This is a genomic window from Streptomyces sp. SudanB5_2050, assembly GCF_964272335.1.
Lineage (GTDB): Bacteria > Actinomycetota > Actinomycetes > Streptomycetales > Streptomycetaceae > Streptomyces > Streptomyces rochei.
In genome coordinates, this window is sequence record NZ_OZ186760.1 from 3,366,287 (window position 1) to 3,387,759 (window position 21,473).

At 73.2% G+C, this 21,473-nt stretch carries 16 protein-coding genes and 1 pseudogene; 6 read left to right on the plus strand and 11 right to left on the minus strand.

The window, feature by feature from the left end:
* Positions 1-405: 405 nt before the first annotated feature.
* The 10 genes from ACFZP7_RS14900 to rsmI form a co-directional block, all read right to left on the minus strand.
* The gene (locus tag ACFZP7_RS14900) at positions 406-1,083 is read right to left on the minus strand and encodes a response regulator transcription factor (protein WP_019326451.1); all 678 of its coding nucleotides are present in this window, start codon (positions 1,081-1,083) and stop codon (positions 406-408) included.
* Between the two features lie 173 nt (positions 1,084-1,256).
* Positions 1,257-3,173: a PQQ-binding-like beta-propeller repeat protein gene (locus tag ACFZP7_RS14905; RefSeq protein WP_385634586.1), complete on the minus strand. Its 1,917-nt coding sequence runs from the start codon at positions 3,171-3,173 to the stop codon at positions 1,257-1,259.
* A gap of 67 nt (positions 3,174-3,240) precedes the next feature.
* The gene (locus tag ACFZP7_RS14910) at positions 3,241-5,055 is read right to left on the minus strand and encodes a PQQ-binding-like beta-propeller repeat protein (RefSeq protein WP_031016022.1); all 1,815 of its coding nucleotides are present in this window, start codon (positions 5,053-5,055) and stop codon (positions 3,241-3,243) included.
* 238 nt (positions 5,056-5,293) lie between these two features.
* A complete protein-coding gene (locus ACFZP7_RS14915) occupies positions 5,294-7,108 on the minus strand; it encodes an ABC-F family ATP-binding cassette domain-containing protein (RefSeq protein WP_019326454.1) in 1,815 nt (604 codons plus the stop codon).
* A 56-nt stretch (positions 7,109-7,164) separates the two neighbouring features.
* Positions 7,165-8,064, minus strand: coding sequence for a 4-(cytidine 5'-diphospho)-2-C-methyl-D-erythritol kinase (locus ACFZP7_RS14920; RefSeq protein ID WP_385634587.1), 900 nt, complete (start codon positions 8,062-8,064; stop codon positions 7,165-7,167).
* 7 nt (positions 8,065-8,071) lie between these two features.
* Entirely contained in the window at positions 8,072-8,947 is an 876-nt protein-coding gene (rsmA, locus tag ACFZP7_RS14925) for a 16S rRNA (adenine(1518)-N(6)/adenine(1519)-N(6))-dimethyltransferase RsmA (protein ID WP_385634588.1), read from the minus strand.
* Positions 8,948-8,992: 45 nt separating this feature from the next.
* The gene (locus tag ACFZP7_RS14930) at positions 8,993-10,273 is read right to left on the minus strand and encodes a ubiquitin-like domain-containing protein (RefSeq protein ID WP_385634589.1); all 1,281 of its coding nucleotides are present in this window, start codon (positions 10,271-10,273) and stop codon (positions 8,993-8,995) included.
* 116 nt (positions 10,274-10,389) lie between these two features.
* The gene (locus ACFZP7_RS14935) at positions 10,390-11,280 is read right to left on the minus strand and encodes a TatD family hydrolase (RefSeq protein WP_175463003.1); all 891 of its coding nucleotides are present in this window, start codon (positions 11,278-11,280) and stop codon (positions 10,390-10,392) included.
* 41 nt (positions 11,281-11,321) lie between these two features.
* Positions 11,322-11,873: a hypothetical protein gene (locus ACFZP7_RS14940; RefSeq protein WP_385634590.1), complete on the minus strand. Its 552-nt coding sequence runs from the start codon at positions 11,871-11,873 to the stop codon at positions 11,322-11,324.
* Positions 11,874-12,046: 173 nt separating this feature from the next.
* Positions 12,047-12,892, minus strand: coding sequence for a 16S rRNA (cytidine(1402)-2'-O)-methyltransferase (rsmI, locus tag ACFZP7_RS14945; RefSeq protein WP_029393570.1), 846 nt, complete (start codon positions 12,890-12,892; stop codon positions 12,047-12,049).
* 82 nt (positions 12,893-12,974) lie between these two features.
* Here rsmI and ACFZP7_RS14950 point away from each other — a divergent pair.
* The 3 genes and pseudogenes from ACFZP7_RS14950 to ACFZP7_RS14960 all read left to right on the plus strand — a co-directional run bounded on the left by ACFZP7_RS14950 (position 12,975) and on the right by ACFZP7_RS14960 (position 18,289).
* A pseudogene (locus ACFZP7_RS14950) lies at positions 12,975-14,719 on the plus strand (dolichyl-phosphate-mannose--protein mannosyltransferase).
* Positions 14,720-14,861: 142 nt separating this feature from the next.
* Positions 14,862-16,493 (plus strand): penicillin-binding transpeptidase domain-containing protein, encoded by a 1,632-nt coding sequence (locus ACFZP7_RS14955; RefSeq protein ID WP_385634591.1) that lies wholly within the window; start codon positions 14,862-14,864, stop codon positions 16,491-16,493.
* A gap of 134 nt (positions 16,494-16,627) precedes the next feature.
* Positions 16,628-18,289 carry a penicillin-binding transpeptidase domain-containing protein gene (locus tag ACFZP7_RS14960; RefSeq protein WP_185912083.1) on the plus strand — a complete coding sequence of 554 codons (1,662 nt, stop codon included), beginning with the start codon at positions 16,628-16,630 and terminating at the stop codon, positions 18,287-18,289.
* Between the two features lie 28 nt (positions 18,290-18,317).
* Here ACFZP7_RS14960 and ACFZP7_RS14965 read toward each other — a convergent pair whose 3' ends face one another.
* The gene (locus tag ACFZP7_RS14965; RefSeq protein WP_019326465.1) at positions 18,318-18,695 is read right to left on the minus strand and encodes an SsgA family sporulation/cell division regulator; all 378 of its coding nucleotides are present in this window, start codon (positions 18,693-18,695) and stop codon (positions 18,318-18,320) included.
* A 165-nt stretch (positions 18,696-18,860) separates the two neighbouring features.
* On the opposite strand from ACFZP7_RS14965, the gene ACFZP7_RS14970 reads away from it, so the two are divergent.
* Genes ACFZP7_RS14970 through ACFZP7_RS14980 form a run of 3 tightly spaced genes read left to right on the plus strand, consistent with a single transcriptional unit; the run spans position 18,861 to position 21,448 of the window.
* Complete coding sequence (locus tag ACFZP7_RS14970; protein WP_385634592.1) at positions 18,861-19,928, plus strand: energy-coupling factor ABC transporter permease; 1,068 nt, start codon at positions 18,861-18,863, stop codon at positions 19,926-19,928.
* Positions 19,929-20,690 (plus strand): cobalt ECF transporter T component CbiQ, encoded by a 762-nt coding sequence (cbiQ, locus tag ACFZP7_RS14975; RefSeq protein WP_031016035.1) that lies wholly within the window; start codon positions 19,929-19,931, stop codon positions 20,688-20,690.
* Complete coding sequence (locus ACFZP7_RS14980; RefSeq protein ID WP_109204439.1) at positions 20,678-21,448, plus strand: energy-coupling factor ABC transporter ATP-binding protein; 771 nt, start codon at positions 20,678-20,680, stop codon at positions 21,446-21,448. The genes cbiQ and ACFZP7_RS14980 overlap by 13 nt, the downstream gene beginning before the upstream one ends.
* Positions 21,449-21,473 lie beyond the last annotated feature (25 nt).

The window sequence follows — 21,473 nt, forward strand, 5'->3', positions numbered from 1 at the left end:
ACTGCCCGCGGCTGCTGCGGCGGGGTGGCGCGGCAGGACGGCGGCCACCGCGCGCCGTGCGCGCCCCGCGCGGGCGGGTAGCCGCGTACGGCGGGGAGGGGACGTGTCGGGGGGTGTCCGCCCGCAGCGGTTGGCGCGTCCGCGCCGTCCAGATCTGTGGCCGACCGATTCCGCGCCGTTCCGAGGACGGACACCCCCCGGCGCGGCCCCGACCCACCACGAACCGATCGCGCTACGCGCACCCCCACCGAAGCCGCACCGGCGCCGCAGGCACCCCCACCACACACCCGCACAGGCCGCCGCAGGCACCCCACCCACAACCCGCACAGGCCGCCGCAGGCACCCCACCCACACACCCGCACAGGCCGCCGCAGGTACCCCCGCCAACCGCCGGAGGCACCCCGTTCAACCGCCGGAGGCCGGGGTCGCGCGGTCCAGTAGTCCCGTTCGGGCGGCCAGGGCCGCCGCCTCCAGTCGGGAGCCCACCCCGAGCTTCATCAGCACCCGCTGCACATGCGTCCGGGCCGTGGAAGGCGCGATGCCCATCCCCGCCGCGATCAGCCGCGTGTCCTCCCCGTCCGCGACCCGGACCAGCACCTCGACCTCCCTCGGCGTGAGCATCCGCAGCAGCCGCTGCCCCTCGTCGTCCGGCTGGGCCGCGGGGTTCAGCAGCTCTCCGAACGCCCCCTGCAACAGCGCCGGCGCCACCGCCGCCTCCCCGGCCCGCGCCTTCATGATCGCCCGCTCGACGCCCTCTATCCGCTCGTCGTGCCGCACGTACCCCGACGCCCCGGCCGCGAACGCCGCCGCGATCCCGCGCGGACTCGGCACCGGCCCCAGGACCAGCACCGCCACCTGCGGACGCTCCCGCTTGATCCGCACCACGGGATCGAAGATCCCCGGCTCGGCCGGCGTCGCCGTCCCCAGCAGGCACACCTCCGGCGCCCTGCTGATCACCAGCTCCGCCGCCCCCGCCGACGGCGCCGCCGCGGCCAGCACCCGATGCCCCCGCAACTTCAACGCCGAGGCCAACGCCTCGGCGAGCAATCGGTGATCGTCGACCACCATGAGCCGTACGCCCATCGAGCAACCCCCCAGTCACCCTCCCCGGTCCCCCGGAAGCTACACGCTGGGGCCACCGCGCGCTGCCCCTACCGGCAAGAACCGCCCCGGAGCACCGAAAATCCATGCAACACGGCCCCGCCCCCGGGAAGGGGACGGGGCCGTACCGGGCCGGGGCGACGGAGCCGCGAGGCTCAGCCGCTCGTGCCGAAGGCGATCGCCAGGTACTCCTTGTCGTCCGCGCTGCTCGGCTCGCTCGCGAACACCTGCGACATGTACAGGTGCCCCTGCGAGTAGCGGATCTCGGAGTAGTCCGGCGACATCCGGGACTCCACGTCGCGCACCGCCTCGGTCGCCGGGTTCTCCATCAGCGTGGTCTGCTTGAACGTCCCGCCGTCGATGCTCACGACCTGGCCGCCCTTGTCGTACGGAGGGCGCTTGTACGCGATCACGTTGCCGCCGTCCATGCGCAGCGGGGTGATCGTGTAGCCGTCACCGGCGTCGGCGCGCTCGCCGGTCTGCTTGCCGGTGGTCAGGTCGAAGGCGACGACCTCGTTGGTGCGGCTGTAGGACTCGCCGCCGCCCTCGTGCTCCTCGGTGGCGATGTACAGCCGGTTGTTGCCGACCGCGAGACCGCGGCAGTTCTCGATCTCGGTGATCGACTCGCAGCTGGCGCCGAACTCGTCACCCGGCGCGGAGATGCGGTTCAGGAGCTTGCCGGTCTTGTTGTCGATGGAGAAGAAGTCGGAGATCCCGCTTCCGTCCCCGGCGGAGTCACCGACGTCGGCGGCCACGACGAGCGGCTCGGTGGAGACGACGGCGGCGTACTCGATGCCCTTGGCCATCTTGTACTCCGAGATCACCTTCCCGCTCTTCGGGTCGATGGTCTGGATGTTGAGCTGCCGTGCGTCGTACGTGCCGCACTTGCGCACCGCGACCAGCTTCTCGCCGCCGCCGTAACCGGCGTCGTAGCAGGTGTCGGTGGGCTTGGGGGACCAGAGTTCGTCACCGGTGGCGATGTCCCACGCGATGCCGCCGCTGGTGCTGCCCGCGGCGACGGTGCCGCCGCTGAGCGTCACGTTGTTCAGGGACATCGGACGGCCGCCCGACTCGACGGACTTGGACCACGCGGTCTTGCCCGCCGCCAGGTCGAGCACGGCGACCTCCGTGCAGGACTGCGGCTCGGCCTTGGTCGGCATGGCCGGCTTGTGGATGATCGCCGTCTTGCCGTCCTCGGTGACGCGGTGGCTGGCCTCGCACACCGGTCCGGGCAGGTCGATCGTCCAGGACTTGGTGCCCTTGTCGCGGTCGTAGCCGACGACCTCCGCGATGCCGCTCTTGGCGTACACCTTGTCGGTGAGCCAGGAACCGGAGACGACGATGGTGCTGTCGTCCTTGCTCACCGCGGGCATGGGGACCTGGAAGAGCACCTTCGACGCCGGGTCCGAGGGCACCTTCTCCTCGCCGCCGGAGGACTTGCCGCCGGAGCCGCCCTTCTGGTCCGTGCCGCCGTCCGTGCCGCCCGAACTGGCGGTGTCGTCCTTGCCGTCGCCGTCACCGGAGGAGTTGGCGTACCAGACGCCGCCACCGATGATCAGCGCGATCGCGACGACCGCCGACACGATGATCGCCAGCTGAGCGTTGATCTTCCCCCCGCCGCCGGACCCACCGGCCTGCGGCTGCATCGGCACGGTCGGCGGCTGGTAGCCGTACCCGTACTGACCGGGCTGCCCCGGCTGCCCCGGCTGGCCGGGACCCGGCTGCCCGTACGCAGGCGTCGGATGCCCGTACGCGCCGGGCTGACCCGGCTGCGCCGGCTGGCCCGGGTAGCCGTACCCGGGCTGCGGCTGCTGCGGCGGCGTCTGCGGGTACCCGTACCCCGGCTGCGGCGTCGGCCCGGACGGCGGGGCTGCCGGGGGCGCCTGCGGGGGCGTCTGCGGGGCGGCAGGCGGCGTCTGCGGGTAGCCGTACCCCGGCTGCGGCGCCTTGCCGAAGTCGGGGCCCCCACCGGCCGGCGGGGTGGGCGGCTGCTGCGGCGGCTGGTTCTGCGGGGGGCCGAAACCGCCCCCCTGCGGGGGCTGGTTGGGCGGCGGGGGCGGCGGCTGGGTCATGGCGTGAGTACCTCGTGAGCGGGGACGACGGAGAGCACGGGAGACGGAACGGGCGGAGGGAAGAAGGTCACTTGCCGAAGGCGAGCATCAACTTCTCCTTCGCTTCGTCGTTCCCGGTCAGGCGGGTGCTGGAGATGTAGAACCGCCCGTCGACCCAGTCGATGTCCTTGGAGTAGAAGCTGTTCTCGATGTCCGCGACGGCCTGCGGGTTCTTCAGCAGCTCGACCGGCTTGTGGTCGCTGCCTCCGGTCGGGATGGACACGACCCGGCCGCCCGCGTCGTACGAGGGCTGGACGTACGCGATGAGCTGGTCGCCCTCGACCTTCATCGGCATCATCGACTCGTCCGCGGGGGACTTGGTCCGCCACTTCTCCTTGCCCGTGGCGAGATCGATCGCGACGATCTCGTTGGCGCCGGTGGTGGCCTCGGTCGGCAGGTAGAGGGCGCCGCCGCCGACGGCGACGCCCGCACAGCCCTGGAGGTCGCGTTCGAGGATCGCCCAGCCGCACTCGGGGGCGAAGTCCTCGTCGACGCCGACCTGTTCCTGCACCTTGCCGCCGGAGGTGAAGGTGGAGATGTTCCAGACCTTCTTGTCCTCGTTGGTGGCGTAGACGACCAGCGGGTCGACGGAGTAGGCGCGGGCGACCCGCCAGCCCTTCTCGTACTTGTAGGTCCACAGGACCTTGCCGGTCTTCGGGTCGAGCCCCTGCAGCTCGTCGTGCGCGTTGTCGCCGCCGGCGCCGCAGGAGGCGACCTGGACGAGCTTGGTCGCGCTGCCCGCGAACCCGGCGGGGAAGCAGGCGTCGCCGTACCGCTTCTTGTCGTACAGCTTCTTGCCGGTGGTGACGTCGTACGCGGTGCCGGACTGGGAGCGGCCGACCATCAGGGTGTTGCCGCTGACGGTCAGCTCCACGGAGAGGGTGGAGTCGAACAGCTCGCCGTCCGCGACCTCCTCCGACCAGCCCTTCTGGCCGGTGGCGAGGTCGATCTCCTGGAGCTTGTTGCACTTGGCGCGGTCGCTGGAACCGCTCATGTAGGCAACGACGATCTTGTCGTCGGCCGTCTTCTCCGGGGTGACCGCGCAGATCTTCTCCGGGAAGGCGATCGGCTCCCAGCTGGGCTTGCCGTCGCCGACGTTGTAGGCGAAGACCTGCTTGTAGGCCGCCTTCACCGCCGCCTTGTCGGTGATCCACATGCCGTCGGCGTCGGCGCCGGAACCGGGGGCGTCGGGCGCCTCCTTGTACCAGAGGACCTTGGACTCGCCCGCCTGCCGGCCCTCGTTGAGGTTCTCGGGGTCCTCGCCGCCGTCGCCGCTGCCGTCACCGGGGTTGACCGGTGCGCCGCCGGAGCCGGAGGGCTTGGGGTCGTCGCTCTTGCCGGCGACGGGCTTCTTGTCCTTGTCGTCGCCGCCGCTCGCGGTGACCGCCCACACGCCGCCGCCGATGACGAGCAGCGCGGCGACCGCCGCGCCGATCGCGAGGGCCGGCTTCCCCTTGAACGGGTTGCGGGAGCCCGGTCCGCCGGGCGGCGGGGTGCCGGGCGCGCCCGGGAACTGCGCCTGCGGATAGCCGTAACCGGGCTGTCCGGGCTGTCCGTAGGGGCCGGGCTGCTGCGGCTGGCCGTACGGGCCGGAGTTGTACGGTCCGGGCTGCCCGTAGGGACCCGGCTGGCCGGGCTGCCCGTACGGACCCGGCTGCTGGGGCTGCTGCGGATAGCCGTACCCCGGCTGCGGCGGCGGACCGGACGGCGCGCCCTGCGGGGGCGGCGGCGTCTGCGGCTGCCCCTGCGGGGGCGGCGGGGTCGGTGCCCCGAATCCTCCCGGCGGCGGGTCCTGCGGTGCTCCGAAGCCACCCTGCGGCGGCTGGTTGGGCGGCTGGCTCATCAGCGCGTTCCCCCTTATGACTCACTGATTTTTAGCCACGTCCCGAGGTACGCGCTGGCCTCGGAGTCGTTTCACGGCAGTCGTTCAGACAGTTCTCAGACGGCCTTTCTATCACCCGGGCCGAAGCGCACACCGGGCCGCGTCCACCCCTGTTCCCAAGGGAGGACCGGCCCGTGATGCCTCTGTTACGCGCCTTCACGCGCCCTTCACGCCGCGCGCGCTCCCCGCGCGCGGGGCGTCAGGCGTCTTCGGCCAGTTCCAGCCAGCGCATTTCCAGCTCCTCGCGCTGACCGGCCAGCTCCCGCAGCTCCGCGTCCAGTTCGGCCACCTTCGCGAAGTCCGTGGCGTTCTCGGCGATCTGCGCGTGGAGCTTGGTCTCCTTCTCGGAGACCTTGTCCAGCTGCCGCTCGATCTTCTGGAGTTCCTTCTTGGCGGCGCGCACGTCGGCGGCGCTCTTCTCGGGCACGGCCGCGGCGGGCTTCGCCGCTGCCGCCGGGGCACTGGCCGCGGCGGCCTCCTCCATGCGCTTGCGGCGCTCCAGGTACTCGTCGATGCCGCGCGGCAGCATCCGCAGGGCCCCGTCGCCGAGCAGGGCGAAGACCCGGTCGGTGGTCCGCTCGACGAAGAAGCGGTCGTGGGAGATGACGATCATCGACCCGGGCCAGCCGTCGAGGAGGTCCTCCAGCTGGGTCAGGGTCTCGATGTCGAGGTCGTTGGTGGGCTCGTCGAGGAAGAGGACGTTGGGCTCGTCCATCAGCAGCCGCAGCAGTTGCAGCCGCCGCCGCTCACCGCCGGAGAGGTCGCCGACCGGCGTCCACTGCTTCTCCTTGCCGAAGCCGAAGGTCTCGCACAGCTGCCCGGCGGTCATCTCCCGGCCCTTGCCGAGGTCGACGCGCTCGCGCACGCGCTGCACGGCCTCCAGGACCCGCCAGTTGGGGTCCAGCTCGGCGACCTCCTGGGAGAGGTACGCCAGCTTGACGGTCCTGCCGACGCGCACGTGTCCGCCGGCCGGCTGGACCTCGCCCTCGCTGCGCGCCGCCTCGGCGAGGGCGCGCAGCAGGGAGGTCTTGCCGGCGCCGTTGACGCCGACCAGGCCGATGCGGTCGCCGGGGCCGAGCTGCCAGGTGACGTGCTTGAGGAGCACCTTGGGCCCGGCCTGGACGGTCACGTCCTCCAGGTCGAACACGGTCTTGCCGAGCCGCGAGGAGGCGAACTTCATCAGCTCGCTGCTGTCCCGGGGCGGCGGCACGTCGGCGATCAGCTCGTTGGCGGCCTCGACGCGGAAGCGCGGCTTGGAGGTGCGGGCGGGCGCCCCGCGCCGCAGCCAGGCCAGCTCCTTGCGGACGAGGTTCTGCCGCTTGGTCTCCTCGGTGGCGGCGATGCGCTCGCGCTCGGCGCGGGCGAAGACGTAGTCGGAGTAGCCGCCCTCGTACTCGTAGACGTCGCCGCGCTGCACGTCCCACATGCGGGTGCAGACCTGGTCGAGGAACCAGCGGTCGTGGGTGACGCAGACGAGCGCCGAGCGCCGCTCGCGCAGGTGCTGGGCGAGCCAGGCGATGCCCTCGACGTCGAGGTGGTTGGTGGGCTCGTCGAGGACGATCAGGTCCTGCTCCTCGATGAGCAGCTTGGCGAGCGCGATCCGGCGCCGCTCGCCGCCGGAGAGCGGACCGATCACGGTGTCCAGCCCCTGCGGGAAGCCCGGCATGTCCAGCCCGCCGAAGAGCCCGGTCAGCACGTCCCGGATCTTGGCGTTGCCCGCCCACTCGTGGTCGGCCAGGTCGCCGATGACCTCGTGGCGGACGGTGGCCCGCGGGTCGAGGGAGTCGTGCTGGGTGAGCACCCCGAGCCGCAGCCCGCCGGAGTGGGTGACCCGCCCGGTGTCGGGCTCCTCCAGCCTGGCCAGCATCCGGATCATGGTCGTCTTGCCGTCGCCGTTGCGGCCGACGACGCCGATGCGGTCCCCTTCGGAGACGCCGAGGGAGACGCCGTCCAGGAGTGCACGGGTGCCGTACACCTTGCTGACGTTCTCGACATTGACCAGGTTGACGGCCATTTCTCTCCTGCCTGGGGGACGATCGACCCTCCAGGGTAGTCCCGGCCGCCGGGTGCCTACGATCCGAGCACCGTCGCCCCCGCCGCCGGCCCCGAGGCCGTACGCACGTCGCGGCAGGTCCCGGAGGCCCGCAGTACCCCGGCGATGTCGGACGCCGACTTGGCGTCGGTCGCCAGGAAGGCCGTCGTCGGTCCCGAGCCGGAGACCAGCGCCGCCAGCGCTCCGGCCGCCCGGCCCGCCGCGAGGGTGTCGCCCAGCTCGGGGAAGAGGGAGAGCGCGGCCGGCTGGAGGTCGTTGGAGACGGTCACCGCGAGCGCGGCGGGGTCGCCCTTGGCGAGGGCGTCGAGGACCGCCTGGTCGGCGACCGGCTCCGGAATGTCCAGCCCCTGGCCGAGCCGGTCGAACTCGCGGAAGACGGCCGGGGTCGACAGCCCCCGCGAGGCCAGCGCGAACACCCAGTGGAAGTCGCCGCCGACCTCCAGCTCCGTCAGCCGCTCGCCCCTCCCCGTGCCGAGCGCCGCCCCGCCGACCAGGCTGAACGGCACGTCGCTGCCCAGCTCGGCGCAGATCTCCAGCAGCTCCTCGCGCGAGGCGCCGGTGCCCCACAGGGCGTCGCAGGCGACCAGCGCGCCGGCGCAGTCCGCGCTGCCGCCCGCCATGCCGCCGGCGACGGGGATGTCCTTGGCGATGTGCAGGTGGACGTCGGGGGCGCGGCCGTGCCGCTCGGCGAGGGCGAGTGCCGCGCGGGCCGCGAGGTTGGTGCGGTCCAGGGGGACCTGGTCGGCGTCCGGGCCCTCGCAGGTGACGCGGAGTTCACCGGCGGGGGTGGCGGTGACCTCGTCGTGCAGGGAGACCGCGAGGAAGACGTTGGCCAGGTCGTGGAAGCCGTCGGGGCGGGCGGCGCCCACCGCGAGCTGGACGTTGACCTTGGCGGGGACGCGGACCGTCACGCTCACTTGCTCGTCACTCCTCGTGTTCGGCGTTACGACGCTCGGCGATACGCGCGAACTCTTCCACGGTCAGCGCCTCTCCGCGCGCCTGCGGCGACACGCCCGCGGCGACGAGCGCGGCCTCCGCGGCGGCGGCGGACCCGGCCCACCCCGCGAGGGCGGCCCGCAGGGTCTTGCGGCGCTGGGCGAACGCGGCGTCGACGACGGCGAAGACCTCCGCCTTGGACGCGGTGGTCTTCAGCGGTTCGCTGCGCCGGACGAGGGACACGAGCCCGCTGTCGACGTTGGGCGCGGGCCAGAAGACGTTGCGGCCGATGGAGCCGGCCCGCTTGACCTCGGCGTACCAGTTGGCCTTCACGGACGGGACGCCGTACACCTTGTTGCCGGGCCCGGCGGCGAGGCGGTCGGCGACCTCGGCCTGGACCATGACGAGGGTCCGCTCGATGCTCGGGAAGGTGTCGAGCATGTGGAGCAGGACGGGCACGGCGACGTTGTACGGGAGGTTCGCGACCAGCGCGGTCGGGGCGGGGCCCGGCAGCTCGGTCACGTGCATCGCGTCGGAGTGGACCAGCGCGAACCGGTCGGCGCGCTCCGGCATGCGGGCGGCGACGGTGGCGGGCAGGGCGGCGGCGAGGACGTCGTCGATCTCGACGGCGGTGACCCGGTCGGCCGCCTCCAGCAGGGCCAGGGTGAGCGAGCCGAGACCCGGTCCCACCTCGACCACCACGTCGTCGGGGCGTACCTCGGCGGTGCGGACGATACGGCGGACCGTGTTGGCGTCGATGACGAAGTTCTGGCCGCGCTGCTTGGTGGGGCGCACGCCGAGGGCCGCCGCGAGTTCGCGGACGTCGACGGGACCCAGGAGGGCGTCGGGGGTGGGGCTGCTCACCCCGCAAGGGTAGCCGGGGGCGGGCGCGGGGCCCGCCGGTGCCGGTCAGCCCTGGAGCCGGGCCCCGCAGTGCGGCCACGGGCTGGTGCCGCTGCGCACGTAGAGCTTCTTGGCCCGGTACGTCTGCTCGGCGGGCGTCGCGTCCTCGGGGCGTCCTTCGCCGCCGAGGCTGTGCCAGGTGGCGGCGTCGAACTGGTAGAGGCCCCCGTAGGTGCCGGAGGGGTCGACGGCGTGCGGCCGGCCGCCCGACTCGCAGGCGGCGAGGGCCTGCCAGTCGAGGTGGTCGGCGCCCCGCACGGAGGTGGGGCGGGGGCGGGTGCCGACCCGGACGATCTGCGGGCGGGGTTCGCGCACGACCTCGGTGCGCAGCTCGCGCGGTCTCTGCCGGACGCCGTTGACGGTGCGCAGGGCGTAGGTGGTGCGCCGGAGGCCGGGCTGTCCCGCCTGCCGGACGACCTCGGTGCCCCGGTAGAGGGTGGGGTCCTCGGTCCGCTGTTCGGTGAACGGGATCGGGTCCTCGCGGACCTCCCGGCCGTCGGTGATCCGCAGCACGGTGACGGTCTGCCCGTCGCGGGGGAAGGCGGTCCCGGGCACGGAGGTCGTGTCCTGCCCGCGCAGGGTGACCCCGGCCTCCTCCACCGCCCGGCGCACCGTCGCCGCGTTGGTGCGGACGGTGCGGGCCCGGCCGTCGGCCATGACGGTGACCACGCGTTCGGTGCGCACGTCCAGCGCGAGTCCCTCCCGTCCGATGCGCCGGGAGAGCGGGGCCGACAGATACGCGCCCTGGGTGCGCACGCCGAGTTCGCGCAGCGCCCCCTCGACCGTGTCGGCGGTCGTCCACACCTGGCGGCGGTGGCCGTCGAGGGTGAGCAGGACGGGGCGTCCGTGGCTGACGGTGATCTCCTCGCCGCTGGTCAGGGCGGTGCCGGGCGCGGGTGTGATCACGTCGTGGGCGCCGACCTGGACGCCTTCCTCGGCGAGCAGTTCGGTGACGTCGTCGGCGAAGGTGTGCAGCGTGCGCGGGGTGCCGTCGACGGTCAGCTCGACCGCCTTGTCCTCGGCGACGAAGGCGGTGGTGCCGCCCGCGAGGAACGCCACGACCAGGGCGCGCGGCACCAGGCGGCGCAGCGAGGTGTCCTCGCTCCCGGGGAGGTGTTCCCGGTGCCGGTGCGCGGAGCGGCGGCGCCGCGGGCCCGGAGCGGGGGCGTCCGTGGCGCCCTGCCGGGGCAGCGCGGGGCGACAGGTGTCGCCGTAGGGCAGGGTCGGCGCGCTGTGGACGTCGTACGGCGCCTGGGTCTCGTAGGTATCGAACTGTGTTCCGCTCACGCCGACACGCTCCAGGGGTCCGGATCGGGCCCCCAGAACCTAGCGGAGCGTCCGTCACTCTCCCAAGCCGCGCGACCACTCAGCGTGGCGAACGGGCGGATCGCCCCGGTGCCGCGTCAGTACCCGAAGGCGCGTGCGGTGTTCGCGGCCAGCGCGGTCGCCAGCGTGTCCTCGTCGACGCCCCGCACGGCGGCCATGGCGCGGACCGTGACCGGGATCAGATAGGGGGCGTTGGGGCGGCCCCGGTAGGGCACCGGCGTCAGGAACGGCGCGTCGGTCTCCACCAGGACCAGTTCCGCCGGGGCGACCGCGAGGGCGTCGCGGAGGTTCTGGGCGTTCTTGAACGTGACGTTCCCGGCGAAGGACATGTAGTAGCCGGCGCTCGCGCAGACCTCGGCCATCTCGGCGTCGCCGGAGTAGCAGTGGAAGACGGTGCGCTCGGGGGCGCCCTCCTCCTTGAGGACGCGCAGGACGTCGGCGTGGGCGTCGCGGTCGTGGATGACCAGGGTCTTGCCGTGCCGCTTGGCGATCTCGATGTGGGCGCGGAAGGACCTCTCCTGGGCGTCCTTGCCCTCGGGACCGGTGCGGAAGTAGTCCAGTCCCGTCTCGCCGACGCCCTTGACCTGCGGAAGCGCCGCGAGGCGGTCGATCTCGGCCAGCGCCTCGTCGAGCGCCGCGTCCCCGCCGGGCTCGCGCGCCCCCTGCCGGGACCAGCCGTCGGGGTCGCCGTGGACGATGCGCGGGGCCTCGTTGGGGTGCAGGGCGACGGTGGCGTGGACGGCGTCGTGGGCCGCCGCCGTCTCGGCCGCCCAGCGGGAGCCGGCGAGGTCGCAGCCGACCTGGACGACCGTGGTGACACCGACCGACGCGGCCTTGGCGAGGCCCTCCGCCACCGTGCCCGACTGCATGTCGAGGTGGGTGTGGGAGTCGGCGACCGGCACCCGCAGGGGGGCGGGCAGCGGCGGCGCGTCGTGGTCGTCGGGGCGGCCGGAGGCGTTCGAAGGCATGCTCCCGATCCTACGGAAGCCCCCGGCCGGCCCCGACGGGGTCAGCCCGCCCGGCGGTGGAGGTGGAGAGGGAGGTGGAGCGAGCGCAGCAGGTCGCTCAGGTGCCGGTGCCCGGGTCCGGCGGTCAGGCCCGGCGCGCCCGGTCCCGGCGCCTCGGGCACCAGCTGGCGGCCCGCGGGCACCGGCGGCACCTCCAGCGGCCCCGCGGGCGGCACCCGGTGCGTGCCGTGGGCCGGGCCGCGGGCCGAGGCGACCCGCCCCGGCCGCATGATCCGCACGAGGTGACCGTCGCAGGTGGCGCAGGTCGGCCGGGTCAGCGGGGAGGGCACGACGCGGCCGTCGGTGACGTAGCGCACGAACGCGCGGCCGTCGGCGTCCCGGTGGTGCTCGATCTCGAACGACTGCTCCCAGCCGTGCCCGCAGCGCATGCAGGCGAAGGAGTACGACTCGTGGACGACCTCGATGGCCCCGGCGTGCGGCCGGGTCCGCGCCGGATGCGCCCTGCCCGCCGCGCCCGTCGTGCCCGCCCTGCCCGCCGCGCCCGTCGTGCCTGCCGCGGCCGCCGTGCCTGCCGTGCCTTCACCGATGCCCATTCCGGCTCCTCCGCTCCGCTCGGCGGGCTCGCTCCCGCTTCCTCCAGTGGACTCCTCCACCACCGCGAAGGCACGGGATCTGCCGAGTGTTTGAGCCGATTTGGGCCGCCCTTGGCGCAGGGCACCGGTTCGTCAGGAACGGGTCAAGCGCGGCCGGATCGGGCCGCCCCGCCTCACCCCGCGTTCTTCGCCGCCACCACCGCGTCGAACACCTCGCGCTTGGGCAGGCCGGCCTGCGCGGCGACGGCCGCGATGGCCTCCTTGCGCCGCTCCCCCGCCTCCTCGCGCACCCGCACCCGGCGCACCAGCTCCGCCGCGTCGACCTCCTCGGGACCGTGGTCCGGGGCGCCCTCGACGACGACGGTGATCTCGCCGCGCACACCCTCGGCGGCCCACGCGGCCAGCTCGCCCAGCCCGCCGCGCCTGACCTCCTCGTAAGTCTTGGTCAGCTCCCGGCAGACGGCGGCCCGCCGCTCGGCGCCGAACGCCTCGGCCATGTCGGCGAGGGTGTCGTCCAGCCGGTGCGGCGCCTCGAAGTACACGAGGGTCCGGCGCTCGGCGGCCGCCTCGCGCAGCCGCGCGCGCCGTTCGCCGGCCTTGCGGGGCAGGAAGCCCTCGAAGCAGAACCGGTCGACGGGCAGCCCCGACAGGGCGAGCGCGGTGAGCACCGCCGACGGGCCGGGCACGGCGGTCACCCGCACGTCCCGTTCGACGGCGGCGGCGACCAGCCGGTAGCCGGGGTCGGAGACGGAGGGCATCCCGGCGTCGGTCACCAGCAGCACGCGGGCGCCGCCCGCCAGCTCCTCGACCAGCTCGGGGGTGCGGGCGGACTCGTTGCCCTCGAAGTAGGACACGACACGCCCGCGCGGGGTGACGCCGAGCGCCTGGGTGAGCCGGCGCAGCCGACGGGTGTCCTCGGCGGCGACGACGTCGGCACCGGCCAGTTCCTCGGCGAGCCGGGGCGGCGCGTCGCGCACGTCGCCGATGGGGGTGCCCGCCAGTACAAGGGTTCCAGTCACCTCCCCATCCTCCCAGGGACGCGCGACGACCGGTCCGGGGCATGCGCGGGACGCACACAGCGCGGTTCCCTACGATGGCGCGGTGACCAGTACCGCGTCCTCCACGGACACCCGGCAGGACCAGGCCCCGCACGAGCAGCGGACCACGTGGCAGCAGCGGCTGCGCCGCTTCGGCTACGCGGCGCCGTCCGCGGCCGACGACGTCCGCGACCGGCTGGTGCCCCCGTACACGCGCCCCGGTGAGCGCCTGTGGGTCTTCCTCGGCCTGTCGAAGGCGCGCGCCGACCGGCTGATGCGCTGGTCGGCGTGGGGCGGCCCGCTGCTGGTGGCGCTGCTGGCGGGCGTGCTGCGGTTCTGGAACCTGGGCAGCCCCAAGGCGGTGATATTCGACGAGACGTACTACGCCAAGGACGCGTGGGCGCTGATCCACCGGGGTTTCGAGGTCAACTGGGACAAGAACGCCAACGACCTGATCCTGAACTCCGGCGGCGACGTCCCGATCCCGACGGACGCGGCGTACGTCGTGCACCCGCCGGTCGGCAAGTACGTCATCGGGCTGGGCGAGCTGCTGTTCGGCTTCGACCCGTTCGGCTGGCGGTTCATGACGGCGCTGCTCGGCACGCTGTCGGTGCTGCTGCTGTGCCGGATCGGGCGGCGCCTGTTCCGCTCGACCTTCCTCGGGTGCCTGGCGGGCGCCCTGATGGCGGTGGACGGGCTGCACTTCGTGATGAGCCGCACCGCGCTGCTGGACGGCGTGCTGATGTTCTTCGTGCTGGCGGCCTTCGGCTGCCTGGTCGCCGACCGCGACTGGGCCCGGGGCAGACTCGCCGCCGCGCTGCCCGTGGACGCCGACGGCCGGGTCCGGCCGGACGCGGACCTCGCGGAGACGTTCCGCTTCGGGTGGCGGCCCTGGCGGCTGGCGGCGGGGCTGATGCTGGGCCTGGCCGCGGCGACCAAGTGGAACGGCCTGTACGTCATGGCGGCGTTCTGCGTGATGGCCGTGCTGTGGGACGTCGGCACCCGCCGGTCGCGGGCGCGCACCGGCCGTACCTGTCGGTGCTGAGGTACGACCTGGGCTGGGCGTTCCTGTCGACGGTGCCGGTGGCGCTCGGCACCTACCTGCTGTCCTGGCTGGGCTGGATCCTCTCCCCCGCCGACGGCACCGGCGGCTACTACCGCGACTGGGCGGCGACCGACGGCAAGGACAGCTCCTGGTCCTGGCTGTTCCCCGACTGGTGGCGCAGCCTGTGGCACTACGAGACCCAGGTGCTGGACTTCCACACGCACCTGACGTCACCGCACACGTACCAGTCCAATCCGTGGAGCTGGATCGTGCTGGGCCGCCCGGTCTCCTACTTCTACGAGTCGCCCGCGCCGGGCGCGGACGGCTGTCCGGCCGACGCGGGCGAGAAGTGCGCCCGCGAGGTGCTGGCCCTGGGCACACCGCTGCTGTGGTGGGTGGGCTGCTTCGCGCTGCTGTACGTGCTGTGGCGCTGGGCCTTCCGCCGGGACTGGCGGGCGGGCGCCATCGCCTGCGGCCTCGCGGCCGGCTACCTCCCCTGGTTCCTGTACCAGGAGCGCACGATCTTCCTCTTCTACGCGGTCGTCTTCCTGCCCTTCCTGTGCCTGGCGGTGGCGATGCTGCTGGGGGCGCTCATCGGCCGGCCGGGCTGCGGTGACGCCCGGCGGGTCGCGGGGGCGACGGGCGCGGGCGTGCTGGTCCTGCTGATCGCCTGGAACTTCATCTACTTCTGGCCCCTCTACACCGGCACGGCGATCCCGATGGAGGACTGGCGGTCGCGGATGTGGCTGGATACGTGGGTCTGACACGGTTCCACGGGTCTCCTTTGGGCCACTGAACGGAAACATCCGTACCGCCGGTCACTCCCTGCACCTAGAGTGCAACCACAACTGCTTTCGAACGCGTTCAAGAAGGCGTGCGGAAGGTCCGACGGGGAGGGGACTGCCGATGGGCAGGGGGGTGAAGGTCGCCGTCATAGGCGGCGTGTTCGCCGTGATGGTGGGCGGGGCCGGGTACGGCGCCTACAACATCGTGTCGGCGCTGGACGGCGGGGGCGGCTCGGGGAGCGCCGGTACGGCGAAGAAAAGCGGGCCGCCGGACGGGGACGAGGTCGCCGAGACGACCGAGAAGTTCTTCACGGCCTGGGAGAAGGGCGACGCGGCCACCGCGGCGTCGTACACGAACAACGCCTCGGTGGCCGGGACGCTGCTCACGGCCTACGGCGAGGCGGCGCACATCACCGGCGTGAAGATCACGCCGTCCGCCGCGACCGGCACGCGCGTGCCGTTCACGGTGGAGGCGAAGGTCTCGTACGAGGGCGCGACCAAGCCGCTGACGTACAAGAGCGAGCTGACGGTGGTGCGCGGTGAGACCACCGGGCGGGCGCTGGTCGACTGGCGGCCGTCCGTCGTCCATCCGCGGCTGAAGGACGGCGACACCCTGGTCACCGAGGAGTCGCAGACCCCGCAGATCCAGGCGGTCGGCCGCAACGGCACCGTGCTGACGAAGGAGAAGTACCCCTCGCTCGGCCCGGTCCTCGCCACCCTCCGGGAGAAGTACGGCGACAAGGCGGGCGGCACCCCCGGTGTCGAGCTGATGGTCCGGCACACCGCCGCCGACGCCCCCGACACCCCGCTGCTGACCCTGTCCGAGGGTGAGCCCGGCAAGCTGCGCACGACGCTGAGCGCGACGGTGCAGGCGGCGGCCGAGAAGGCCGTGCAGCGGTACGGCGAGTCCTCCGTGGTCGCGGTCAAGCCGAGCACCGGCGAGGTGCTGGCCGTGGCCAACAACCGGGCGGACGGCTTCAACGCGGCCTTCCAGGGACGGGTCGCCCCCGGCTCCACCATGAAGATCATCACCGCGGCGATGCTCATCGACAACGGCGTGACCTCGATGAACGGCCCGGCACCGTGCCCGGACACGGCCACGTGGCAGAGCCAGACCTTCAAGAACCTCACCGACATGGAGCCCAACGAGGGCGCCACGCTCGCCAACACCTTCATGCGCTCCTGCAACACGGGCTTCATCAAGCTCATCGACGAGGACCCGCTCACGGACTCCTCGCTGACGGCGGAGGCCGAGGAGCGCTTCGGTCTGGGCCGGGACGACTGGCAGACCGGCGTCGTCTCCTTCGACGGCAGCGTCCCCGCCGTGAGCGGCCCGGACCGCGCGGCCAACGCCATCGGCCAGGGCCAGGTGCAGATGAACCCGCTGAACATGGCGTCGGTGACGGCGACCGCGATCACCGGCGAGTTCCGCCAGCCCTATCTGGTCTCCCCCGACCTGGACGGGCGGCGGCTGGCCACCGCCGAGGGCCTGCCGCGGAGCACCGCCGACCAGCTCAGGCAGATGATGCGGCTCACCGCCACGCAGGGCACCGGCGCCGCGGCCATGTCCGGGCTCGGCGGCGACATCGGTGCCAAGACCGGGTCGGCGGAGGTCGACGGGCAGACCACCTCCAACAGCTGGTTCACCGGTTTCCGCGACGACCTGGCGGCGGCGGCCATGACCGAGGAGGGCGGCCACGGCGGAGACGCGGCCGGCCCGATCGTGGCGGACGTGCTGCGCGCCGGCGGCTGAACCGGGCCGGTGGCGACAGGGCGAGGCAGACGGGAGTGTGACGCCAGGGCCTAGGGTGGTCGCCGTCGTCGCGGGCGCGCTGCGCGGCAGCGGCGACGGGGACAGCGACGGTCAGCGCGAAGGAACGGGACGCAGTGGGCAGCAGAAGGGCCGCCGCCGGGCGGCGCAGGACGAGACCCGCCGTGATCGGCAGTGTCGCCGCCGTGGTCGTGGCCGGCGCCGGATTCGGCGCCTTCGCGATGTACGGGGGCGGCGAGGACGGCGACCGGACCACGGCGGCGGCCGGGGAGAAGGCCAAGTCCGGCCCGCTGACGGCGGCCGAGGTCACCTCGACGGCCCAGCGGTTCCTGACCTCCTGGCAGCGGGGCGACATCGCCGGGGCCGCCGCGGCCACCGACGACGCCGAGGCCGCGAAGGCCCTGCTCACCGGCTACGCCAAGGACGCCCGGGTCAAGGACGTCACCCTCGTCCCGGGCACCCCGGCCGGGGAGAAGGTCCCGTTCTCCGTGAAGGCCACCGTCGCCCACGGGGGGACCGGCAAGCCGTTCACGTACGACAGCGCGCTGACCGTCGTCCGCCGGGCCGGCGACGGCGAACCCCGCGTCTCCTGGCACGCCGCCGTCGTCCACCCGGAGCTGAAGGACGGCGACCGGCTGGTCACCGGTGAGGCCGGGGACCCGCCGGTCAAGGCGCTGGACCGGAACGGTGCGGAGATCACCGCGGCGAAGTACCCCTCCCTCGGCACCGTCCTGGACGGCCTGCGCGAGAAGTACGGCAAGAAGGCCGGGGGCACCCCGGGCGTCGAGCTGCGCGTGGTGCGCGGCAAGGAGTCCCGGGCGGCGAAGGTCTCCGACAAGACGCTGCTGGAGCTGAGCGAGGGCACGCCCGGCACCGTGCGGACCACCCTGGACCCGGCCCTGCAGGCCGCCGCCGAGCAGCAGGTCTCCGGCAAGCCGCGGGCGTCGGTGGTGCTGCTGCGCGCCTCCACCGGCGAGATCCTCGCCGTCGCCAACGGCGGCCACGGCTTCAACACCGCCTTCCAGGGGTCCCTGGCGCCCGGCTCCACGATGAAGGTCGTCACCGCCTCGATGCTGATCGAGAAGAACCTGGCGTCGGCGGACAAGAAGCACCCGTGCCCGAAGTACTTCAGCTACGGCGGCTGGAAGTTCCAGAACGACGACGAGTTCGAGATCAAGGACGGCACGTTCAAGGCGAGCTTCGCCCGCTCCTGCAACACCGCCTTCATCAGCCAGGCGCCCGAGCTGGAGAACGACGACCTGACCAAGCAGGCGAAGGAGGTGTTCGGCCTGTCCATGAACAACTGGTCGGTCGGGGTGCCCACCTTCGACGGCGCGGTGCCGGTGCAGAGCGCCGCCCCGATGGCCGCCTCCCTCATCGGCCAGGGCGGGGTGCGGATGAACCCGCTGAACATGGCGTCCGTGGCGGCGACCGTGAAGTCGGGCGCCTTCCACCAGCCGTATCTGGTCGCCCCGTCGGTGGACGGGCGCGAGCTGGCCACGGCGTCGCGGACGATGTCGGCGTCCACGCTGGCGCAGCTGCGCGAGCTGATGTCCTACACGGCGGCGGCCGGCACCGCGGCGGAGGCGATGGCCGGGGTCGGCGGCGACTCCGGGGCCAAGACCGGGTCGGCGGAGGTCGACGGCCAGGAGAAGCCGAACGGCTGGTTCACGGCGTACAAGGGCGACGTGGCGGCGGCGGGCGTGGTCCAGCAGGGCGGTCACGGCAGCGAGAGCGCGGGCCCGATCGTCGCGGCGCTCCTCGCGAAGGCCGGCTGACCGGCCCCGTCGGCGGCCGGCCGGTGGCTCAGTGGGCCACCGGCTGGGCCACCGCCGTGTAGGTGCGGCGCAGGAACCGCATGAGGGCCTTGGTCTCGAACTGGACCACCGAGCAGCCCTGCGGGGAGTGGAACTCGACGACGGCCTGCACCCGCCCGCACGGCCACACCCGCACCTCGCCGGTCCCGGCGGGCGCGCGCAGCCCCTGTTCCAGCAGGGCGCGGGGGAAGGTCCATTCGCGGGAGGCGGGAGCACGCCCGCGGGCGGGCAGTGCCACGCACACCGCCCGCGGGTCGCGGTCGGGGTCGTAGCGCAGGAGGACGGGTATCGCTCCGCCGTCGTCCCAGTCCGGGAGGTCCGCGTCGGTCAGGATGTGGGCTCGTGCGTGCTGTTCGACCACGGACATCGGATCGCCCCTTGCACTCTGTGACCTTTGCGAAAGCTGTGCGTCCACCCCCACTCCAATGTCCCACATTTCCCGGCTCACGCCCTTCGAGCCGAATATCACATGTGAGATCAGCCTTTACCTCGCTCTTGCAAACGTCTTGCAATTGGTCCCTATCATCGGACCGTGCACGTACCTGACGGATTCATCGACGCCCCGACCTCCGCCGTCGCCGGAGTCGTCGCCGCGGGCGCCGTCGCGGTCTCCCTGCGTGGTGCGCGCCGGGAACTCGACGAACGGACGGCGCCGCTGGCGGGGCTGGTCGCGGCGTTCATCTTCGCGGTGCAGATGCTCAACTTCCCGGTCGCGGCCGGCACCAGCGGGCACCTGCTGGGCGGCGCCCTCGCCGCGATCCTCGTCGGGCCGTACACGGGTGTGCTGTGCGTGTCGGTCGTCCTGCTGATGCAGGGCATCCTCTTCGCCGACGGCGGCCTCACCGCGCTCGGCGTCAACATCACCGACATGGCGATCGTCACCACCGTCGTCGCCTACGCCCTCTTCCGGGGGCTGGTGAAGGTCCTGCCGCGCACCCGGCGTTCGGTCACCGTCGCCTCCTTCGTCGCCGCCCTGGTCTCCGTCCCGGCCGCCGCCCTCGCCTTCACCTTCCTGTACTGGATCGGCGGCACCACCGACGTCGCCATCGGCAAGGTCGCCACCGCGATGATCGGCGTGCACGTGCTCATCGGCATCGGCGAGGCCGCGATCACCGCGCTGACCGTCGGTGCCGTCATCGCCGTGCGCCCGGACCTGGTGCACGGCGCCCGGGGGCTGAGGCAGCGGCTCAAGCTGCGGGTCGACGGCGAACTGGTCGACGCCCCCGACACGTCCGACTCCGAGCCGGCGGTCCCCGCGCCCGCCGCCGCCCGCGCCCGCCGCGGGCTGTGGATCACGGGCCTGGTCACCTCCCTCGTCCTCGCCGGCTTCGTCAGCTTCTACGCCTCCGCCGACCCGGACGGCCTGGAGAAGGTCGCCGCCGACCAGGGCATCGACCGGAAGACCGAGGAGCACGCGAGCGCGGACTCCCCGCTCGCCGACTACGGGGTCGAGGACATCACCGACGCCCGGCTCTCCGGCGGCCTCGCGGGCGTCATCGGGGTCGGCGTCACGGTCGTCGCGGGCAGTGCCGTGTTCTGGGCGGTGCGCAGGCGGCGTACGGACGACACCTCGCCGGCCGACACGGACGTGTCCGCCTAGATGGGCGCCGGCCACGCGCACCGGCTCTACCGGCACGGGCACTCCCCCGTGCACGGTCTGCCGCCGCACACCAAGCTCGCCGCCGGCTTCGCCTTCGTGGTCGTCGTCGTCTCGACGCCGCGCGAGGCGATGTGGGCCTTCGGCGTCTACGCGCTGCTGCTGGCGACGGTGGCGTACGCGGCCCGGGTGCCACCCGGCTTCCTGCTCAAGCGGCTGCTGATCGAGGTCCCGTTCGTGGCGTTCGCGGTGCTGATGCCGTTCGTGGCCGAGGGCGAACGGATCGACGTGCTCGGCCTGTCCCTGAGCGTCAGCGGCCTGTGGGGGGCCTGGAACGTGCTGGCCAAGGGCACCCTGGGCGTCGCCGCCTCCGTGCTGCTCGCCTCCACCACCGAGCTGCGCGAGCTGCTGCTCGGCCTCCAGCGGCTGAGGCTGCCGCCGCTGCTGGTGCAGATCGCCTCCTTCATGATCCGGTACGGGGACGTGATCACGGACGAGATGCGGCGGATGCGGATCGCCCGGGAGTCACGCGGCTTCGAGGCCCGCGGCGTCCGGCACTGGGGCGTCCTCGCCAAGTCCGCCGGCGCCCTCTTCATCCGCTCCTACGAGCGTGGCGAGCGGGTCCACCTGGCCATGGTCAGCCGCGGGTACGCCGGTTCCATGCCGGTCATCGACGAGGTGACCGCGTCCCGGGCGCAGTGGTCGTACGCGCTGGCCCTCCCCGGTGCGGCCCTGGTCGTCTGTCTGCTGGGATGGTCCCTGTGACTGCTGACTCCCCGGCCTCCCTGGAGGTCTCCGGCCTCGCCTTCGCCTACCCCGACGGGCACCAGGCCCTCTTCGGCGTGGACTTCTCCGTCGCCCGCGGCGAGCGGGTCGCGCTGCTCGGGCCCAACGGCGCGGGCAAGACGACCCTGGTGCTCCACCTCAACGGCATCCTGACCGGCGGCACCGGCACGGTCACGGTCGCCGGGCTGCCGGTGGACAAGCGGAACATGGCGGAGGTCCGGCGCCGGGTCGGCATCGTCTTCCAGGACCCCGACGACCAGCTCTTCATGCCGACCGTGCGCGAGGACGTGGCGTTCGGGCCGGCGGCGGCCGGGCTGAAGGGCGCGGAGCTGGAGGCGCGGGTGGACCGGGCGCTCGCGCTGGTCGGCATGGGCGAGTTCAAGGAGCGGCCCCCGCACCACCTCTCCTTCGGCCAGCGGCGCCGGGTGGCGGTGGCGACCGTGCTCGCCATGGAGCCGGAGATCCTGGTCCTGGACGAGCCGTCGTCCAACCTGGACCCGGCCTCCCGCCGCGAGCTGGCCGACATCCTGCGCTCCCTGGACGTCACGGTGCTGATGGTCACCCACGACCTGCCCTACGCCCTGGAGCTGTGCCCCCGCGCCCTGATCCTCAGCGACGGCGTGATCGCGGCGGACGGCCCGACGGCCGGGCTGCTGGCGGACGACGCGCTGATGCGGGCCCACCGTCTGGAACTGCCCTTCGGCTTCGACCCGCGCTCGGTACCGGCGAGCGGGTGAGGAATCGCAGGCGCCCGGCGACGGT

What these genes read in the sequence shown, in the direction of transcription:
- cbiQ (WP_031016035.1), top strand. Translation starts at nt 19,929, where the DNA reads ATGGGCGCCGGCCACGCGCACCGGCTCTACCGGCACGGGCACTCCCCC.
- ACFZP7_RS14910 (WP_031016022.1), bottom strand. Translation starts at nt 5,055, where the DNA reads ATGAGCCAGCCGCCCAACCAGCCGCCGCAGGGTGGCTTCGGAGCACCG.
- ACFZP7_RS14955 (WP_385634591.1), top strand. Translation starts at nt 14,862, where the DNA reads ATGGGCAGGGGGGTGAAGGTCGCCGTCATAGGCGGCGTGTTCGCCGTG.
- ACFZP7_RS14935 (WP_175463003.1), bottom strand. Translation starts at nt 11,280, where the DNA reads ATGCCTTCGAACGCCTCCGGCCGCCCCGACGACCACGACGCGCCGCCG.
- ACFZP7_RS14915 (WP_019326454.1), bottom strand. Translation starts at nt 7,108, where the DNA reads ATGGCCGTCAACCTGGTCAATGTCGAGAACGTCAGCAAGGTGTACGGC.
- ACFZP7_RS14905 (WP_385634586.1), bottom strand. Translation starts at nt 3,173, where the DNA reads ATGACCCAGCCGCCGCCCCCGCCGCCCAACCAGCCCCCGCAGGGGGGC.
- ACFZP7_RS14965 (WP_019326465.1), bottom strand. Translation starts at nt 18,695, where the DNA reads ATGTCCGTGGTCGAACAGCACGCACGAGCCCACATCCTGACCGACGCG.
- ACFZP7_RS14900 (WP_019326451.1), bottom strand. Translation starts at nt 1,083, where the DNA reads ATGGGCGTACGGCTCATGGTGGTCGACGATCACCGATTGCTCGCCGAG.
- ACFZP7_RS14980 (WP_109204439.1), top strand. Translation starts at nt 20,678, where the DNA reads ATGGTCCCTGTGACTGCTGACTCCCCGGCCTCCCTGGAGGTCTCCGGC.
- ACFZP7_RS14940 (WP_385634590.1), bottom strand. Translation starts at nt 11,873, where the DNA reads ATGGGCATCGGTGAAGGCACGGCAGGCACGGCGGCCGCGGCAGGCACG.